Origin of the sequence: Streptomyces sp. NPDC048639 (assembly GCF_043199075.1) — a bacterium.
Taxonomy (GTDB): domain Bacteria; phylum Actinomycetota; class Actinomycetes; order Streptomycetales; family Streptomycetaceae; genus Streptomyces.
Genome location: NZ_JBICVP010000001.1, coordinates 838,962 through 857,088 on the forward strand (window position 1 = coordinate 838,962; position 18,127 = coordinate 857,088).

General features: G+C 72.2%; 12 protein-coding genes and 2 tRNA genes. 2 read left to right on the top strand and 12 right to left on the bottom strand.

The genetic code is table 11. The features are described from left to right. Positions 1–8 precede the first annotated feature (8 nt). The 6 genes from ACGFNH_RS03610 to leuS all read right to left on the bottom strand — a co-directional run bounded on the left by ACGFNH_RS03610 (position 9) and on the right by leuS (position 11,747). Complete coding sequence (locus ACGFNH_RS03610) at positions 9–686, bottom strand: arylamine N-acetyltransferase (RefSeq protein WP_393651498.1); 678 nt, start codon at positions 684–686, stop codon at positions 9–11. Next, complete coding sequence (locus ACGFNH_RS03615) at positions 596–3,811, bottom strand: ComEC/Rec2 family competence protein (RefSeq protein ID WP_393651312.1); 3,216 nt, start codon at positions 3,809–3,811, stop codon at positions 596–598. The genes ACGFNH_RS03610 and ACGFNH_RS03615 overlap by 91 nt, the downstream gene beginning before the upstream one ends. Continuing rightward, a complete protein-coding gene (locus tag ACGFNH_RS03620) occupies positions 3,808–4,710 on the bottom strand; it encodes a helix-hairpin-helix domain-containing protein (protein ID WP_393651313.1) in 903 nt (300 codons plus the stop codon). The genes ACGFNH_RS03615 and ACGFNH_RS03620 overlap by 4 nt, the downstream gene beginning before the upstream one ends. Before the next feature lie 1,757 nt (positions 4,711–6,467). Next, the gene (locus tag ACGFNH_RS03625) at positions 6,468–7,316 is read right to left on the bottom strand and encodes a DegV family protein (RefSeq protein WP_393651314.1); all 849 of its coding nucleotides are present in this window, start codon (positions 7,314–7,316) and stop codon (positions 6,468–6,470) included. Between the two features lie 165 nt (positions 7,317–7,481). Further along, positions 7,482–8,294 carry a hypothetical protein gene (locus ACGFNH_RS03630; protein WP_393651315.1) on the bottom strand — a complete coding sequence of 271 codons (813 nt, stop codon included), beginning with the start codon at positions 8,292–8,294 and terminating at the stop codon, positions 7,482–7,484. A gap of 528 nt (positions 8,295–8,822) precedes the next feature. Next, a complete protein-coding gene (leuS, locus tag ACGFNH_RS03635) occupies positions 8,823–11,747 on the bottom strand; it encodes a leucine--tRNA ligase (RefSeq protein ID WP_393651316.1) in 2,925 nt (974 codons plus the stop codon). A gap of 577 nt (positions 11,748–12,324) precedes the next feature. Between leuS and ACGFNH_RS03640 the strand changes: the two genes are divergently transcribed. Then, entirely contained in the window at positions 12,325–14,004 is a 1,680-nt protein-coding gene (locus tag ACGFNH_RS03640) for a hypothetical protein (RefSeq protein WP_393651317.1), read from the top strand. Next, complete coding sequence (locus ACGFNH_RS03645; protein ID WP_393651318.1) at positions 14,001–15,560, top strand: NADH-ubiquinone oxidoreductase-F iron-sulfur binding region domain-containing protein; 1,560 nt, start codon at positions 14,001–14,003, stop codon at positions 15,558–15,560. Before ACGFNH_RS03640 ends, ACGFNH_RS03645 begins: the two co-directional genes overlap by 4 nt. Before the next feature lie 161 nt (positions 15,561–15,721). Here the strand turns inward: ACGFNH_RS03645 and ACGFNH_RS03650 are convergent. The 6 genes from ACGFNH_RS03650 to rsfS form a co-directional block, all read right to left on the bottom strand. Continuing rightward, positions 15,722–15,794 (bottom strand) — tRNA-Ala (locus ACGFNH_RS03650). A gap of 238 nt (positions 15,795–16,032) precedes the next feature. Then, complete coding sequence (locus tag ACGFNH_RS03655; protein WP_365266402.1) at positions 16,033–16,266, bottom strand: hypothetical protein; 234 nt, start codon at positions 16,264–16,266, stop codon at positions 16,033–16,035. 3 nt (positions 16,267–16,269) lie between these two features. Further along, on the bottom strand, positions 16,270–16,431 hold the full coding sequence (locus ACGFNH_RS03660; protein ID WP_393651319.1) for a hypothetical protein: 162 nt from the start codon (positions 16,429–16,431) through the stop codon (positions 16,270–16,272). Between the two features lie 262 nt (positions 16,432–16,693). Beyond that, positions 16,694–16,766, bottom strand: a tRNA-Ala gene (locus tag ACGFNH_RS03665). 162 nt (positions 16,767–16,928) lie between these two features. Beyond that, entirely contained in the window at positions 16,929–17,579 is a 651-nt protein-coding gene (locus tag ACGFNH_RS03670; RefSeq protein ID WP_393651499.1) for a histidine phosphatase family protein, read from the bottom strand. Continuing rightward, positions 17,576–18,016: a ribosome silencing factor gene (rsfS, locus tag ACGFNH_RS03675; RefSeq protein WP_393651320.1), complete on the bottom strand. Its 441-nt coding sequence runs from the start codon at positions 18,014–18,016 to the stop codon at positions 17,576–17,578. The genes ACGFNH_RS03670 and rsfS overlap by 4 nt, the downstream gene beginning before the upstream one ends. Between the last annotated feature and the right edge of the window lie 111 nt (positions 18,017–18,127).

Sequence of the window (18,127 nt, forward strand, 5' to 3'; positions counted from 1 at the left end):
CGCTACCGCTACCGTCCGGAGGCCGGGCTCAGTGGCTCTCGCACCTCCGGGACGTGGTGGAGCCCGATGCCGAAGTGGGAGCGGTAGGCGGACAGAACGTCGTCGTCGGTCTTCAGCTCCTCCTGCCGGCGACCGTCCTCCGTGGTGGTGACCAGGTTGCGGCCGCTCAGCGTGATCCGGCCGCCGTCCTCGGTGAGCCGGGAGCAGACGAGGGAGCGGGTGAAGTGGGACTTCGGTGACGTGCGGTGCCACCAGCAGGTCGCCTCGAAGTCGCCCAGTCTGCGCGGACGCGAGTCGAGACGGAACTGCGGCTCACCGTCCTTGAGAACATCCAGATCGCCCTCCGGTGCCTCGACGATGCGGAAGGTACCGCGGGGATCGGCCTGGTCCGCGCGGTCGGCGAACCGGAGCGGATGGTGGCTGTGGTCGCCGAATCCGACGTCCGCGAGCCAGGGTTCACCTCCGTCCGGGTTCTCGACGCGCAACGCCATGTGGTCGTACGGCGGGCCGACGCGTCCGGGCTCGGTGAAGACCCGGGCAGCGAGAAGCGTCACCGACCAGCCGAGGCTGGTGAGGAGCGCGGCGAACGCGCCGTTCAGCTCGTAGCAGAAACCTCCGCGACGGGCTCGCACGACCTTGTCGACGAGCGGGGTCTCCTCAAGGACGATCTCCTCACCGAGGTGGATGGAGAGGTTCTCGAACGGGACGGAACGCAGGTGGTGCAGTTGCAGCTCACGCAGCGCCTCACCATCGGCCCGGGCGGGGCGCGACGCGCCGATCCTCTGGAGGTACGCGTCGGTCTGTGCGGAATCCATGCCCCCTTTATCGCGCAGAAGAAGCGCGCATGCCATCGGTCTTTGGTCCACCGTCCACCTGGGACTCTCAGGACAGTGCTCGCGCCGAAGCAGCGGCGGCGCAGGCGGCCCAGTTGTCGGCGGACCAGGCCTGGCGCCCCCCGTCGGCAGCGGACGGGCACGGACGGCCGGGGACCGGAGTCCGTGCCCGCGGCACCACCTCGGCCGCCCCTCACCGCGGCGGCCAGACCGGACGACGGTCCACCGGTCACGGCGATCGCGCCGACGGTGTCGGTGCTCAGCACCGTGGCGCCGTGCTGCCGGAGCGCAGTGACGGTACGCGGGGAGGGGTGCCCGTACGGGTTGTCCCGTCCGGCCGAGATCACGGCAAGGCGGGGGCGGACCCGGCGCAGGAGTTGCGGGTCCTGGTAGGCGGAGCCATGGTGGGCGACCTTGAGGACGTCGACGGGCGGTAGGTCGGGTTCGGCAGTCAACAGCCCTTGCTGGGCCGGGGGTTCGAGGTCGCCGAGCAGGAGCAGGGTCAGCCCGGCCGTGCGGACCAGAAGCGTCACGCTCGCATCGTTCGGACCGTGCAGCGGGGGTACCGGGAACGCCGACGACGGGGGCGCGGGCGCACCGGCCGACCCGGCGTGATGCGCGGAGGGACCTGCCGGTGGCCACAGGACGCGCCAGCGGAGCGGGCCGAGACGCCGCTCCCCGGACGCCGTGGGGACCATCGGCACACGGGCCTCGGCCGCCACACGCCGTACGAACCGGGCCTGGTCCACGGGCTCCCCCAGCGTCGTGGTCTCGATGGCACCGACGGCGCGGCCCCGCAACACCCCGGGCAGGCCCGCCACATGATCGGCATGGAAGTGCGTCAGCACGACCAGCGGGATCCGAGTAACGGCCAGAGCCCGGAGGCAGCGGTCGGCGAGCCGGGGGTCGGGACCTGCGTCCACCACGACAGCAGTCCCCTCGCCCGCGGCCAGGACCAGAGCGTCCCCCTGCCCCACATCGCACACCGCAAAGCGCCATCCGGGCGGCGGCCAGCCCGTGATCAGTCGCGGGAGCGGCGCGGGACGGGCAATGGCCAGCAACAGCACCAGTACGCAGGCCCCGGAGAGCCACGGGTGGCGCAGAAGCCGGGGCGCGGCGAGCACGACGACGGTCGTGACCGCGGCGAGCAGCAGCCCGCCGACCCAGCCACCGGGCCAGTCCAGTTCGGCGCCGGGGAGTGCGGCACCCGTACGAGCCACCGCGGCGATCCACTCCGCCGGCCAGCCGCCCAGCCACGCAAGGCTCTTGGCCAGTGGCAACGCGACCGGAGCGAGAGCCAGTGCGGCGAAACCGAGGACGGTGGCGGGCGCCACGGCCAGTTCGGCCAGGAGGTTGCACGGCACGGCCACAAGGCTGACGCGCGCCGCCAGCATGGCGGCGACGGGAGCGCAGACCGCCTGTGCGGCCGCGGCAGCCGCCAGCACCTCGGCAAGCCTGGGCGGTACCCGGCGCCGCTGGAGTGCCACGCTCCAGCGCGGCGCGATGGTCAGCAGCGCGCCCGTGGCCAGGACGGAGAACAGAAAGCCGTAGGAACAGGCGAGCCACGGGTCGTAGAGCACGAGCAGCAGGACCGCCGCGGACAGTGCGGGGAGCAGCGATCTGCGGCGGCCGGTGGCGATCGCGAGCAGCGCCACCAGCCCGCAGGCAGCGGCTCGCAGAACGCTCGGCTCGGGGCGGCAGACCACCACGAACGCGAGGGTGAGCAGTCCGCCGAGCAGCGCTGTGGTGCGCAGCGACGCGCCGAACAGTGGGGCCAGGCCGCGGCGTTCGGCGCGGATGGCGAGGTGGGGAGGCCCGATGAGCAGCGCGAGCAGGATCGAGAAGTTGGCTCCACTGACGGCGGTCAGATGGACCAAGTCGGTTGCGTGAAAGGACTCTTCGAGATCGGGCGGCATTCTGCTGGTGTCACCGATGACCAGTCCCGGCAGCAGTGCCCGGGCGTCGGAGGTGAGCTCGTCGGTCGCTTCCCGCAGCCCGCTGCGCAGACCCCCGGCGACGCGCTGCACCGCGCTCGGGCCTTCGATCACGTGCGGTGCCGAGCGTTCGCTCTCGGCGACGCGCAGGACGACCGCGACGGGTTCCCCGCCACCGCCCGACAGCGGTGTCGCCGCCTTGGCACGGACACGCAGGCGCGTCGACGGCAGCAGAGCGAGCCACCGCGCCCGCGGCGACGCCTCTCGCGCCTGTTCGGGAGTGCCGGGTGGGCCCGGGTCGGCCCGGCCACCGCCGGGACCGGTGAGGGCCGGGGAGGGTGCATCGTTCCTCCCGGCAGGAGCGGGATCCCCCTCCTGCGCGGCCGGGCTGCTCCCGCTGCCGTCACGGCGCGGTACCGGACCGGGGTGACCTGATGCGCCGGGCACCGCCCGGACGTCAACGCCCCTCCCTCCGGCGCCTGATGGGGACGAGGAGGCCGGTGGCTGGACGATGACGAGCACGGGTGTGCGGGACTCCGTGACCGAGCCGTCCGGGGCCGTCACACGCTCCGCGTCGGCCTTCAGCACGACTGCGCGGGGGGCACGCTGCGCTCCGTGCACGCGCGGGCGGGTGAGCCGGGGATCACCGGTCAGGGTCACGTCGGCCGTGACATACGCGTGGTCGCGGGCGAGGCCCGGCAGCGGACCACGCTGGAGATCCGCTGCGTGCAACGTCCCGGAGAAGGCCGCCGCCGCGGCGCAGAGCAGTGCCGATGCGGCGACGGACGTCGTACGGACGCCGCGACGGAGAGAGGCTCGTCGGACCACCGCTCCGCCGAGCACCACGCACAGCGCCGCTGCCACGCAGGCCGTGGCTCCCGCGGCGGCCCAGTCGGCAGGTGCGGTGACGGCGAACGCGGCGGCTGCCCAGGCGGCGAGGGCCGGCGGGACGAGGCGGAGGTCCGCCGGTCCCTCCTGTTGCGGGGCGGAGACACCCAGGCGGTGCCCCGAGTCCGCGTGCGCCCCTGCTCGTGTCGACGTCATGGCTGGACGAGGGGTTGGAGATCGGCGAAGCGGGCGTCACCGATGCCGTTCACTTCCCGGAGCTGAGCGACGGAAGTGAATCCACCGTTCTGCTCGCGGTATTCGAGGATGTGCCGGGCCAGCACCGGACCGACGCCCGGCAGCGCGTCGAGCTGTTCCGCGGTGGCGGAGTTCAGACTGATCGGGCTCGCGTTCCCGCCGCCGGGGCCGGAGGCGCCGCCAGCGCCCGGGGTGCCGCTGCCCGGTCCGGCGGCCCCCGCGCCGGGCGGTCCGCCCACCACGATCTGCTCGCCGTCGTTGAGGACACGCGCCCGGTTCAGCGCCCGGGTGTCCGTGCCCGGCCGTACACCGCCGGCCGCTTCAAGGGCGTCGGCGACCCGCGAGCCGGTCGGCAGCCGGAAGATCCCGGGGTTGCGGACCTTGCCCGCGACATCGATCACGACGCGTCGAGCGCCGCCCGCACCCGAAGCCGCGGGAGAAGGCCCGGGGGCGATGGAGCCCGGGGCCGGCGCATGACGGTGAGGAGGCTCCGCCGCCGGTGCCCGTACTGTCTGGGGCCGGCCGGTCCAGTAGTGATACGCGGCCAGGCCTCCCGCCAGCACGAGGACCACGGCGAGCGCGGCCAGCGTCCGCGGTTCGATGCCGCACCTCAACTGCACCCACAACGGCAGCCGTTCGCGCAGGGCCAGATGCCACCGCAGGTGCCGGGGCAGCGTCCCTGCGGACGGACCGTCCGAAATGCCGGGGTCCTGCCGGGTCGACCCGCCGCCCGACCCGGCTCGCTCCTTCGGCTCAGGCTCCGGGTCCGGACCCGTGTCCGGACGTCCCGTTACCTGCCCGAGCGCGGCCGCGCGGAGCCGCTCCTGTCGCGAGGGCTCCGGCCGTACGGGAGGGGTCATCTGCCGCCATGTGTGGACGGCGTCCCGCTCCGCCGCCGACGACCACGGCCGTGTCTGTTCGACGCCGGCTTCCCGCCTCGTCCGCGACCCCGGTGGCGGTGCCGGTAAGCGGTTGAGTGTCATCTCGATCGTGGGCGCGTTACCCAGGTCGGGCTTCGCCGGCCCGCCGCTCGCTCGGCGGCTCTCCATGAGCTCGGCCTCCACGGGGCCCGCCACTCCGGTCTCGGCCTCCGCCGAGCGGGGCACCTCGGACCCTGTACGCGACGGCCCCCGCTCCGCCTCCGCCGGAGCGATCCGTCCCGCCGTCGCACCGTTCCCCCCGGCAATCCGAACAGCATTCCCTCCGGCTCGCATGGAGTCGAGCGTCGCCACCGCCGACTCGTTCAACTCCGCATGTTCCGGAGCGGCTTGGGCCGGGATCGCGCCCACCGCACCCATCCGTACGGGAGACGACGCTCGCGATGCGGACCAGCTCGGGACCCACGGTCCAGCGGTCGGCCCGACGGCCTCCGCCACGAAAGCCGCTGAGAAGGGTGTCGCAGTCCACCGCGGGGGTGGCGTCCCGTCCCTCCGCGAGTAAGCCGAGCCATCGGGAGAAGGCCTTCTCCGGCCCGCCCGCACGGCATCCCGCTGCCCGGAGCCCGCTCCGCGCGTACCGGACTTCCCTACGGGTGCCCCGGCGTGGCCTACGTCCTCCAGCACGGCCTCCCGCGCTCCCGGGCCCGCGTTCTCCCGAACGGCATCCGACGGATCCGGCACAGCCCCCCGGTGGTCCGGATCCTGACTCCCCGCGCCATCAGGGACCTGAAGATCCGCGTCCCTCCGTGTGGCCCCGGAGACGGGCCTCTCCACTACCCGCTCCCCACCGTCCGGTGCCTGATGCCCAACTCCCCACAGCGCGCTGACTGGTCCCCGCGGCTCCGTTTGTTGCCACGCTCCGCCCGAGAGCTCTTTCTCGGCTTCCTCTCGCGCCCAGCTCGGGACCGGGCGCCTCGGCATCCGGTCAGCAGCTACCGGAGTTGGCGGCCGAGCCGCCTGCTTTTCCGCAGACGACTGCGCCCGTTTCGGCCTCAATTGCACAGCACCGCGCGGGAGAACCCACGCGTCCGGGCGAACGGAGGGAACCGGCGTATTGCCGGACCCTGCGCGCTCCTCGGAAGCACTCACCGCCTGCGGTGGAAACGGGGGCGGGGTGGTCGCGCCCGGTGGGCCGAAGAGGGCCTCGGCGCGGGCGCGCAGGCCCACAGAGCCCGGGGCCTCGGTCATCGCGGCACTCCCGGCCACGCCCGCACGGCGCCGACCGCGCTGCGCCCCTGCGCGATCGGCCCGGTGCGCCCCTGCCCGATGCGCACCGGGGCTACGGCCGCCGATACCGCGCGCGCCGTGCCGACGCGCCCCGTGACGTCGGCGGGCGCGCTGATCGGAGTCCGGTGCCCTGCCAGGTCCACTCGTTACGCTGCGTGCTCGCATCTCCATGGCAACCGACCGTAAGCACGATCCGCGGCACTCGCTGAGCAGCACCAATTTCTGTGGACAGTCCACGAGTTGTGGAAAACTCCGCCACCCTCACGGGCGACCACCCTCACGGGTGACCCTCGGTGGCCGAAGGCGACACCGAACCTCACGGCGCCAGGCCTTCCCGGGCGCGCCGGGCCTTCCCGGGCGCGCCGGGCCTTCCCGGCGCCCGGGTGCGAACGGAGCCGATGGACCTTCCCGGCGCCCAAGACCTGCTGCCAGGCCTTCCCGACGCGCCCCGCTCAGCCCTTCGGCGAGAGCACAGCGCCCAGCAGCCCTGGACCGGTGTGCGCGCCGATCACCGCGCCCACCTCGCTGACATGCAACTCCTCCAGGCCGGGCACACGGGCGCGCAGCCGGGAGGCGAGCTGGTCGGCGCGCTCGGGCGCGGCGAGATGGTGCACCGCGAGGTCCACCGGCGTATTGCCCGCCCGTTCGACGACGAGTTCTTCGAGACGCGCGATGGCCTTCGAGGCCGTGCGGACCTTCTCCAGCAACTCGATCCGCCCGCCGTCGAGCTGAAGCAGCGGCTTCACCGCCAGAGCGGAGCCCAGCAGGGCCTGTGCCGCGCCGATCCGCCCACCCCGCCGCAGATAGTCGAGCGTGTCGACGTAGAAGTACGCGGAGGTCCCCTCGGCGCGCTTCTCGGCCGCCGCCACGGCCTCGTCCAGCGTGCCGCCCGCCTCCGCGGTCTCCGCCGCCGCCAGGGCGCAGAAGCCGAGCGCCATGGCGACCATGCCGGTGTCCACCACGCGTACGGGTACGGGCGCGTCCTTCGCGGCGAGCACGGCCGCGTCGTACGTCCCGGAGATCTCCGCCGACAGATGCAGCGACACGATCCCCTCCGCGCCCGCATCCGCGGCGGCACGGTAGAACTCGGCGAATGTCGCCGGGCTCGGCCTGGAGGTCGTCACCGGGGTGCGGCGCTGCAGCGCCTGCGCCACGGACCGTGCCGAGACCTCCGTGCCCTCCTCCAATGCCCGGTTGCCCAGCACCACCGTCAGCGGTACCGCCGTGATGCCGTGCCGCTCCATCGCCTGCTGGGGCAGGTACGCCGTGGAATCGGTGACGATAGCGACAAGCCGGGACATGACTGGGAGGTTATCCGGGCGGGCCGACGGCCGACAGTCCGGGCCCGCGCTACCGTCCACTCTCACGCCCCCGGTCGACTCGCCCACTGCCGCGCCGCCTGCTCGACTCTGCGGTCGCACGGCTCCAGTTGCATGGCTCTCGGTTCATCCGGCCGGGAGACCCGCTCAGGTCGTGCTCTCCGGCCGCCGGGCGGCCTTCTCCCAGGGGTACGGGGACCGTGCCCGGGGATCCCGCGCGGTGATGGCGGGCGGCGGCTCCTGCGACGCGGCACCCGGCTGCGAGACATCCGGCCAGGTCGGCGTCGGAGCGGGCGCAGAGGCGGTGGCGGATGACGACTCGGCCGCCGCTGACGACCCGCTCTCCGTTGACGCGGACGGGGCGGAAGGCCCTGAAGCCGTCGAGGCCGCGGACGGCGTCGACGTCGCTGACGGCGCGGGCTTCCAGTGCCGCAGTGCCCCCGCCTCGATGTCGATCTGGGTGCCGAGCGTGGTGAGGTCGTCCTCCGAGAACCGACGCGCCCGGTCCTGGGCCGCCCAGCGCAGCGAGTCCGCGTGGCCGATGATCTGCTGCGTCCGCTCGCGCAGGTCCGGCAGCCGGGCGGCCAGCGTGGCCCGGTCCGGCTCGTGCTCCAGTCGCTTGAGCTCGTCGTCCAGTTCGCGCCCGTGCGCGCTGAGCCGCGCGAAGAGGGCCTCGGCTTCGGCCAGCGACGCGTCCTCATGCCGTCCGGCGCGCAGGACGTCCTGGGTGGCCCGCATCGACGTACGCAGCGACAGGCGCAGTTCGGCAAGCTGTCCCTGGGGGCCGGGCTGGGCGATCTGACGCGCCCTGAGCGTCGTGTCCTCGACGGTGCGGCGGGCCTGCGCGACCGTACGGTCCACGCCCCGCTTCGCCGCCCCCACGGCCTTCACCGTCGCGTAGGTTCCGAGCGCCACGAAGGCGAGGAAGAGCAACGCGAGGATGAGGATCGCTGCGTCCATGGGCGGTCGCTCCTTCGCGGTGACGGTGGCGGGCCGGCGCTACGGTGACGGTCGCAGCCGGGGCGCGGCCCCCTCATGGGCGGGGAGCCGGCCGGTCGTGGCCGTGACGACGTCGTGTCTCCAGCCTAAACGGCCAGAGCCGGTCGAGGGTTCCTGCGGAACCCCCAACCGGCCCGTAGGGGAATGCCCTCAGCCGGGCGCCCTGCGGCGCACCGGCAGCCCGTACGCATGACCCGTCCGGGCCCCCTGGTGAGCCTGCCGCGCTCCGGGGACACGACCGCACGCGTGCCCCGGGGGCCCGGCGGCGTGCCCAGCCGACGCCGGACCCACAACCGCCTCACGCGACAGCCGCCACGGGCAGGAACACCCGCGCCTCATCAGGGACGACTGCCGCCTCGCGCAGGAGCACAAGCCGCCTCCCGGAGGAACGACAGCGGCCTCGCACAACTCCGCAAGCCGCCTCACGAAGGACCACAGTCCGCCTCACGAGGGACGACAGCCGGCCTCACCCAGGAACCCGAGCCGGTCTCACGCAGGGACGATGTTCACCAGCTTCGGCGCCCTCACGATCACCTTGCGGATGCCCGCGCCGCCCAGCGCCGACTGCACCGTCGCGTCGCCCAGCGCCAGCGTCTCCAGCTCCTCGTCGCCGATCGACGGCGCCACTTCCAGCCGCGCCCTGACCTTGCCCTTGATCTGCACCACGCAGGTCACGGTCTCGTCCACGACGTACGCCGGGTCGGCGACCGGCAGGGGCTGGTACACGACCGACGTGGCGTGCCCCAGCCGGTGCCACAGTTCCTCGGCGATGTGCGGCGCCAGCGGGGCGGCCAGCAGCACCAGCTTCTCGGCGACCTGCCGCGGGACCGGGCCGCCCGCCTTCGTCAGGTGGTTGTTCAGCTCGGTCACCTTGGCGATGGCGGTGTTGAAGCGCAGGTTCTCCATGTCCTGCCGGACCCCGTCGATCGCCTTGTGCAGGGCGCGCAGCGTGTCCTCGTCGGGCTCGGTGTCGGCGACGGTGACCTCGCCCGTGTTCTCGTCCACCACGTTGCGCCACAGCCGCTGCAGCAGCCGGTACTGGCCGACCACCGCGCGGGTGTCCCACGGCCGGGAGACGTCCAGCGGTCCCATGGCCATCTCGTACAGGCGCAGGGTGTCTGCGCCGTATTCGGCGCAGATCTCGTCCGGAGTGACGGCGTTCTTCAGGGACTTGCCCATCTTGCCCAGCAGACGGGAGACCTGCTCGCCCTGGAAGTAGTAGGCGCCGTCGCGCTCCTCCACCTCGGCCGCCGGGACGGCGACACCGCGGCTGTCGCGGTAGACGTAGGCCTGGATCATGCCCTGGTTGAACAGCTTGTGGAACGGCTCGAACGAGGAGATGTGGCCCAGGTCGTACAGCACCTTGTGCCAGAAGCGGGCGTACAGCAGGTGCAGGACGGCATGCTCGGCTCCGCCCACGTACAGGTCCACGCCGCCGGCGGGCCGGCCTTCGCCCGGGCCCATCCAGTACGCCTCGACGGCCGGGTCGACGACCTGCTCGCTGTTCCTGGGGTCCAGGTAACGCAGTTCGTACCAGCACGAACCGGCCCAGTTGGGCATGGTGTTGGTCTCGCGGCGGTACCTCTTCGGGCCGTCGCCCAGGTCCAGCTCCACATGGACCCAGTCCGCGTTGCGGGACAGCGGGGTCTCGGGAGAGGTGTCGGCGTCGTCCGGGTCGAAGGTGCGGGGCGCGTAGTCGTCGACCTCGGGCAGTTCGACCGGCAGCATCGAGTCGGGCAGGGCATGGGCCGTGCCGTCCTCGTCATAGACGATCGGGAAGGGCTCTCCCCAGTAGCGCTGCCGGCTGAACAGCCAGTCGCGCAGGCGGAAGTTGACCGTGCCCTCGCCGATGCCCTGCGCCGACAGCCAGTCGGTCATCCTCGCCTTGGCGTCTACCACGCCCAGGCCGTCCAGCGAGACGCCGGTGCCGGTCGAGTTCACGATCTTCGCGTCGTACGAGACGAAGGCGTCGTCCCACGTGGAGGGGTCGGTTCCCCGGTCGTCCGAGGGCTCGACGACGCAGCGCATGGGCAGCTCGAAGGAGCGCGCGAAGGCGAAGTCCCGGACGTCGTGCGCCGGAACGGCCATGATGGCGCCGGTGCCGTAACCCATCAGGACGTAGTCGGCGATGAAGACCGGGACCCGCTCGCCGCTGACCGGGTTGGTCGCGTAGGCGCCGGTGAAGACGCCGGTCTTGTCCTTGACCTCGGCCTGCCGCTCGAGGTCGGACTTGGCCGCGGCCTGCTTCCGGTACTCGGCGACCGCCTCGGTCGGGGTGGCGTGGCCGCCGGTCCACACGTCGTGGGTGCCCTCGGGCCAGGCCGCGGGGACGATCGCGTCCACCAGGTCGTGCTCGGGCGCCAGCACCATGTACGTGGCGCCGAACAGGGTGTCCTGACGGGTCGTGAAGACCGTGATCGCACCCTGGTCACCGACGGGGAAGTCGATACGGGCTCCCTCGGAGCGGCCGATCCAGTTGCGCTGCTGCAGCTTGATGGCCTCGGGCCAGTCCAGCGCGTCCAGGTCGTCCAGCAGCCGGTCCGCGTAGGCGGTGATGCGCATGTTCCACTGGCGCAGCTTGGCCTTGAAAACGGGGAAGTTGCCGCGCTCGGACCGGCCTTCGGCCGTGACCTCCTCGTTGGCCAGCACGGTGCCCAGCCCGGGACACCAGTTGACGGGCGAGTCGGAGGCGTACGCCAGGCGGTACTCGCCCAGGACGTCCGCGCGCTCGGCGGCGGTCAGCTCGGCCCAGGTGCGGTGTCCCCCAGAGCCTCCGGCCCGGGTGGTGCTCCCGGGGGTCGCGCGGCGACCGGAGGCGAACTGCTCGACCAGGGTCTCGATGGGCCGGGCCTTCTTCTCCTCCTCGTCGTACCAGGAGTTGAAGATCTGCAGGAAGATCCACTGGGTCCAGCGGTAGTAGTCCGGGTCGATCGTCGCGAACGACCGGCGCCTGTCGTGGCCCAGGCCCAGCCGGCGCAACTGCACCTTCATGTTCTCGATGTTGGCCTCGGTGGAGACCCGCGGGTGCGTGCCGGTCTGTACGGCGTACTGCTCGGCGGGCAGGCCGAAGGCGTCGAAGCCCAGGGTGTGCAGGACGTTGTGCCCGGTCATCCGCTGGAAGCGGGCGTAGACATCGGTGGCGATGTAGCCCAGGGGGTGACCGACGTGCAGTCCCGCGCCCGAGGGGTACGGGAACATGTCCATGATGTAGGTCTTGGGCAGCGCGGCACGCTCCGCGTCGCCCGACAGGTCACCGCTGGGATTCGGCGCCTCGTACGTGCCCTCGGCGTCCCAGAAGTCCTGCCAGCGTGCCTCGATGTCGGCGGCCATGGCGGCGGTGTAGCGGTGCGGCGCGGCTACCTCGGCGGGGGTACCTCCCGTGCCCGGGGCAGGGGAGGAATTCGTCTCGCTCATGATCCTTAAGGCTCCATCGATCGTCTCTGCCAGCCGTTTCGGAAACGAAAAATCCCCTCACACAGGAGGGGACGCCGCGCCGACTCCGGCCGGGATGTCCACCGGCCGGGACTGATCAGCGCGGCCCGCTAAGCAGAAGGCGTACGGCACGCATGGGCTCAGGGTACCGCAGGGGGTGCTCGGGCCGCACAGAGCCACCGTCCACTTGCGGACAGCAACCGTTGCGATCACCGGTCCGCGCGGGCCCGTATCGCGGCTGTGCCGACGGCGCCATCGCACCCTCGGGTGAGGCGAATCAAAACGAGATCCACGTCACATCGAGCGCCCTCCGGAGGGGGCCGCCGCTTTGCATTCGAAGGGCAACGGGTCATCACAGTTTTCTCACAGACTGTCCGATTCCGCCTGGACGATTAGTCCCCAAATGGCGTTGTTTGCAGGGCTCCTGAGCCCTCCGCGGGAGCGCGGACCGTCTGCAATTGACATTCGAGCAAATAACGAAAGGGCTACGACGACGTTCCCGTGCGGACTTAGCATGCGGTGCCGGGACCCCTCTCCCCGCACCACTGGAGTCGTCCGCATGAACCCTCATCGCAAGATCCGACCACCGACGAACGTGCCACGGCCGGCCCTGATCTCCGGATCCGTCGCGGTCATCGTTCTCATCCCCGTGCTTGCACTTGCGACCGGCGACGCGTTCCGTCTCGCGCTGGACTTCACCAGTGGCGTCCTCACGCTGGTGTCACTGACCTCGGCGGTCATATGGGGACTGATAGCCACCGACCGTGTCCTGCTCGAGCCGCGGCAACGGCTGCTCGCCCAGGCCATCCACCGTGTGCTCGGCATCTCCTCGCTTGCGTTCCTGATCGTGCACATCACGACCAAGGTGGCCGTGGGCCACGTCGGCATGCTCGGCGTCCTGGTCCCGTTCGGACTCGGTCTGCACGGCACGGGCGTCCTGATCGGTCTCGGTTCTCTCGCGGCGTACCTGATGGTGATCGCCGGCGCCACGGGCGCGGCCCGCAGCGCCTTCGCCAACCCGGGGCAGGCGGCGGGTCGCTGGCGCTCGTTCCACGCTCTGGCCTACCCCGCGTGGGGCGCGGCCCTGGTGCACGGACTCAAAGGGGGGCGACCGGCCGCCGGATGGGTCCTCACCATGTACTCCCTGATGCTGCTCGCCGTGGGCGCCGCCCTGGTCATCCGGTTGCTTCCGCCGCCCCAGCGCCGGCGCATCGCGCGGCTGCTGATGTCGTTCACCCGCCCGGAGGCCCTGGCCGGCCGGGACGCGCCCCCGCCCGCGCGGGACCCGGGTGTCGCTCCGCTCCCCGGAGCACGGAGGGTGCCCGGCCAACGGACCGATCCCACGGCCGGCCAGCCGCCACTGCGCCTCGACTCGACGCGTCCCCCACCGATATCCGCGAGCCGGGGGGCGGGCATATCCGCGGCATACCGCGCGGTCTCCTCCACGTCCCCGCCCATGGACTCCTTCGCTGCGCCGCCGACGCGGCCTCTGTCCTCCCTGCCTCCGGCACAGCCGCCGGGCTTCTCCGAGGCGCCCACGACCGTGTCGGGGCCTCTCTTCGACACGGGACCGCTGTCGCCGGTCTCCGAGCAGGGTCTGACGGACACGGGCGCCTTCCCCCGGCCGTCCGACACCGGTTCCTTCCCCAGGCCCGCCGACACGGGAGGCTTCCCGAGGATCTCGGACACCGGAAGCTTCCCCCGCATCTCGGACACCGGGAGCTTCCCCGGCGTCTCGGACACCGGGAGCTTCCCCGGCGTCTCGGACACCGGAAGCTTCCCCCGCATCTCGGACACCGGGAGCTTCCCCGGCGTCTCGGACACCGGAGGTTTCCCGGGGGTATCGGACACCGGCGGCTTCCCCGGCGTCACGGACACCGGAAGCTTCCCGACGCCCACGCCGCTGAGCGGCATGCCCGAGCAGACCTCGCCCTACGAGCCCGGCTCCTTCTACGGGCCCGGTTCCGTCCCGGCGTCGGATCCGCTGCCCACCATGGGGGCGTACGCGACACCGGGCCAGCCCAGGGGATACCCGTTCGACGACGCGTCCGAGCCCTGGCCAGGGACCGCTGCAGCCGAACCGCAGGCGGAGCGCTGGCCCGCGCCTTCCCCGCCGCCTCCCGCGGAGCACTTCAGGCCCCAGGCCGGACCGGACCCGGTCTCCCGACGGCGGTCAGGACCGCCGTACCCCCCGCCACCCGGTGAGCCGTGGAATGAGCACGCAGGAGACCGGCCATGAACGCACCCCTACCCGACGTTCCGGATGTCCGGGTCGTCGGCCTGCCCCAGTTGACCAGCGGTTTCGACCTGGTCCACCGTCTCGATCTCCCCATGCACCTGAAGGTGCACGGGGCCCTGGAGCCGATGGTCGGCGAGCGGCTCGCGGAGCTGGCCGAGGCCATCTCGCTCAACGGGCGCGGCGGCGCGGGTTTCCCGTTCGCCAAGAAGCTGCGGGCCGTCGCCAAGAGTGCGATCCGGCGCGGCGTACGCCCCGTGGTCGTCGTCAACGGCAGTGAGGGCGAACCCGCCTGCCGTAAGGACACGGTGATGCTGTGCCGCGCCCCGCACCTGATCCTGGACGGTGCCCTGCTGGCCGCCGAGGCCCTGGGCGCCCGCCAGCTCGTCATCGCGGTGACGCGCGACTCGACCGAGGCGTCGATGCGCGAGGCACTCGCAGAGCGTGGCCTGAGCGACCGGCGTGGCAGGGGGCTGCGCGCGCGGGTCGTCAGGACGCCCGAGCGCATGGTCTCCGGTGAGGCGTCGGCCGTGGTCCGCGCCGTCAACGGCGGCCCGTCGCTGCCGCCCGGCCGCAAGGTACGGGCCTCGGACGCGGGTGTGGCCGGCGCCCCGACATTGCTGTCGAACGCGGAGACATACGCCCAACTCGCCATCGCCGCGCGGCTGGGACCCAACCGCTACTGCAACACCGGGCTGACCGACGAGCCGGGCACCGTCATGCTCACCGTCTCCGGTTCCGTGGCCCGCCCGACCGTCCTCGAGGTGCCCGTCGGGGTACCGCTGCGCTACGTGATGGAGCTGTGCGGGGCGCCTCCGATGCCCCAGGCCGTCCTCTCCGGCGGCTACCACGGCAACTGGATGGACGGCATGACCGCGCAGGGCGCGATCATCTCCCGGAAGGCCCTGGCCACGGCGGGCGGGGCGCTCGGCGCGGGCGCACTGCTGCCCATCGGTCCAGAAACGTGCCCGCTCGGTGAGTCGCTGCGCATCGTGAACTGGCTGGCCGCCGAGACCGCCGGTCAGTGCGGGCCCTGCAAGCTGGGTCTGCCCGCGGCGGCCGCCGGGCTCTCCGAGGTCCTGGGCGGCGGCGGCCCGACCGCCCTGGAGGCCGTACGGCAGGTCACCCAGGCCGTGCGCGGCCGCGGGGCCTGCAAGCACCCCGACGGCTCCGTGCGCTTCATCCAGTCCGCGCTGCAGGTCTTCACCGACGACCTCGCCGCGCACGTGCTGGGCGGCGGCTGCGGACGGCCGACGCACGGCGTGCTGCCGCTGCCCGTCCCCGGCTACGAGGAGGAGGGCATCCCCAGCGGCGAGAAGCTGGCGGTGGACTGGACTCTGTGCGAGGGCCACGGGGTGTGCGCGGAGCTGGTGCCGGAGCTCATCCGGCTCGGCCCCGACGGCTACCCGGCGCTGGCGGACGCGGCCGTCCCCATGCACCTGCGGGGAAGCGCGCAGCGCGCCGTACGACGCTGCCCCGCGCTGGCGCTCCGGCTCGAGGCGGCGCCCGCGGAGCAGACGGCGCCTCCCAGGAGGGCGCTGCCCCGCGGCCGCGGCTGATCCGCGATCACCGGCCGGCGGCCCCGGTTCCCGTGCGTACGGGAACCGGGGCCGCGGTTCGTGAGCGGCGTCACAGGAGCCCCCTCGGGAACCGGCGTCCGGTTGCGGAGGGGCACATGAAGAAGCGGGCCGTCCGGTCGGACGGCCCGCTCTCGTTCCTGTGGAGCTAAGGAGAATTGAACTCCTGACCTCTTGCATGCCATGCAAGCGCTCTACCAACTGAGCTATAGCCCCAGGTCTGCTCCGCCCGGTTCCCCGCGGCGGCTCCGCCAACTTTACACGGCTCCCCCGGCCTTCCGCCAAATCCGTATCCACGCGGTCCCGCGGGGCAGTCCGGGGCCCGGGCAGGCGGCGCCTGAGGCGAACTACGGGCACGGGACCTGACGCACGTACGGGCAGGGGCACCCGGCGCGCGGCAGGTGCGGGCGAGGCGGCAGCGGACCCCTGAGGGCCGTTGTGACGCGTCCCGCCGTCAGGCCGTGACGAAGGAGTAGAAGCGCTTGAGCGTGCAGTGCTCGTCGAGCAGACGCCCGTAGATCGGCTCGCCCTCGAGCTCCCGGTACGTCTCGATGGGGTCGCCCTTTATGATCAGCGCCCGCGCGCACTCCTCGCACCAGTACTGGTAGTCGGGGTTGAGGGGCTCCATGTCGCGGACGATGGGCGTGCCCTTGCCGCACCAATCGCACTTCCGCCTGTGTGCCCCCATCAGTCAGCTCCAGCTGTGGCCGCAGGCCGTGCAGACGTACGAAATGCCGCCGTTGTCGCCAAGAACCTGCGCAACATGGACCGAACCGCAGGACGGGCACTCAAGAAGGGTCGCCTCGGCAATATCGAGAAGATCGTCGGCCTCCTCGAGAATGCTCGTCGGCATGCGTGCTCCTCCCCTTCCGGCCGTTTGATTCTGCCACGAGGACGGCGCCCGGGTCAGCGGCCCGGCTCATCTCGGCGCGGCACTTCGCCTCTCCCGCACAGGAGGTGGAGCACCGTCACGGCAGGTCGAGGGCGTGCACGCGTCCCATGACCTGCCCGAAGCCGTCAACTCGCCGACGTGGACGGTGAGTCCAAGGGTGAACGGAGGCTTGAGGGGTAGACAAAAGATCCCGCCCCTGACAGGGACGGGATCTTCACGACTGTGGAGCTAAGGAGAATTGAACTCCTGACCTCTTGCATGCCATGCAAGCGCTCTACCAACTGAGCTATAGCCCCGCTCTTCTTGGCGCCGGAGCGCCGCGAACGAGAAGAAGCTTAACCGGTGACCGGCCGGAAATGGAAATCCGTTCCTCGCCGCCGCCGCGGCCCGCCGTGGCGGTCGTCGACGTCATCGACGGAGGTACCGCAGGGGCCGTGGGCCGACGAATCGCGCCGGCCTCAGTCGTCGTCGCCGAGCACGGGCTCCGGCAGCGAACCCGCGTTGTGGTCCATCAGCCGCCAGCCGCGCATGCCCTCACCCAGCACGGACCAGGAGCAGTTGGAGAGGCCGCCGAGCGCCTCCCAGCTCCGCGGCTCCAGCCCGAGCAGCTTGCCGATGGTGGTACGGATCGTGCCGCCGTGGCTGACGACGACGAGTGTGCCGCCGTCGGGCAGCTTGTTCACATGGCTCTCGACGACCGGTGCCGCGCGCTCGGCGACCTCGGTCTCCAGCTCGCCACCGCCGCGCCGTACGGGCTCGCCGCGCTTCCACGCCGCGTACTGCTCGCCGTACTTCTCGACGATCTCCTCGTGCGTGAGGCCCTGCCAGTTGCCGGCGTAGGTCTCGCGCAGGCCCTCGTGGTGCATGACGTCCAGGCGCGTGATCGCGGCAAGCTCGGCAGCCGTGGTGGCCGCCCGCTTGAGGTCGGAGGAGACGATCGCGTCCGGCTTCAGACCGGCCAGCAGACGGGCGGCGCGGCGCGCCTGGGCGACACCGGTCTCGGTGAGTTCGATGTCCGTGGAGCCCTGGAACCTGCGCTCCAGGTTCCAGGCGGTCTGGCCGTGCCGCCACAGCACCACGCGGCGGCCGCGGCCCTTCGAGCCGTTCAGCGGAGGTCTCCGTTCAGATCGTCGGCGGCCTCCTGCCGCTTCGCGTGGTCCTCCGCCCGGCCCTGGGTGTCGGTGGCGTCCTGGGGCAGCTCCATCTGCGGGCAGTCCTTCCACAGGCGCTCCAGCGCGTAGAACACGCGCTCCTCGCTGTGCTGCACGTGCACCACGATGTCGACGTAGTCGAGCAGGACCCAGCGGGCCTCACGGTCGCCCTCGCGGCGCACCGGCTTGGCGCCCAGCTCCTTGTGCAGCCGCTCCTCGACCTCGTCGACGATCGATTTGACCTGGCGGTCGCTGGGCGCCGAGGCCAGCAGGAAGGCATCGGTGATCGACAGTACGTCGCTGACGTCGTACGCGATGATGTCGTGCGCGAGCTTGTCCGCGGCCGCCTGGGCGGCGACGTTGATCAGCTCGATGGAGCGGTCAGTGGCGGTCACGAGGCAGCTTTCCGGTCGGGATCGGGTACCCCTCAAGGGTCTCACGCCCCGCCGACAGCCCCTGACCGTCCTTCCTCCGGCCGCCCTTGCTCGACCGGCCGGGTCAGGGCC

Bases quoted from the DNA above. Each gene is read 5' to 3' on its own strand.
- ACGFNH_RS03655 (WP_365266402.1), bottom strand. From the start codon at position 16,266: ATGGGGGCACACAGGCGGAAGTGCGATTGGTGCGGCAAGGGCACGCCC.
- ACGFNH_RS03620 (WP_393651313.1), bottom strand. From the start codon at position 4,710: ATGACCCCTCCCGTACGGCCGGAGCCCTCGCGACAGGAGCGGCTCCGC.
- ACGFNH_RS03625 (WP_393651314.1), bottom strand. From the start codon at position 7,316: ATGTCCCGGCTTGTCGCTATCGTCACCGATTCCACGGCGTACCTGCCC.
- ACGFNH_RS03615 (WP_393651312.1), bottom strand. From the start codon at position 3,811: ATGACGTCGACACGAGCAGGGGCGCACGCGGACTCGGGGCACCGCCTG.
- ACGFNH_RS03640 (WP_393651317.1), top strand. From the start codon at position 12,325: ATGAACCCTCATCGCAAGATCCGACCACCGACGAACGTGCCACGGCCG.
- ACGFNH_RS03645 (WP_393651318.1), top strand. From the start codon at position 14,001: ATGAACGCACCCCTACCCGACGTTCCGGATGTCCGGGTCGTCGGCCTG.
- ACGFNH_RS03630 (WP_393651315.1), bottom strand. From the start codon at position 8,294: ATGGACGCAGCGATCCTCATCCTCGCGTTGCTCTTCCTCGCCTTCGTG.
- leuS (WP_393651316.1), bottom strand. From the start codon at position 11,747: ATGAGCGAGACGAATTCCTCCCCTGCCCCGGGCACGGGAGGTACCCCC.
- ACGFNH_RS03660 (WP_393651319.1), bottom strand. From the start codon at position 16,431: ATGCCGACGAGCATTCTCGAGGAGGCCGACGATCTTCTCGATATTGCC.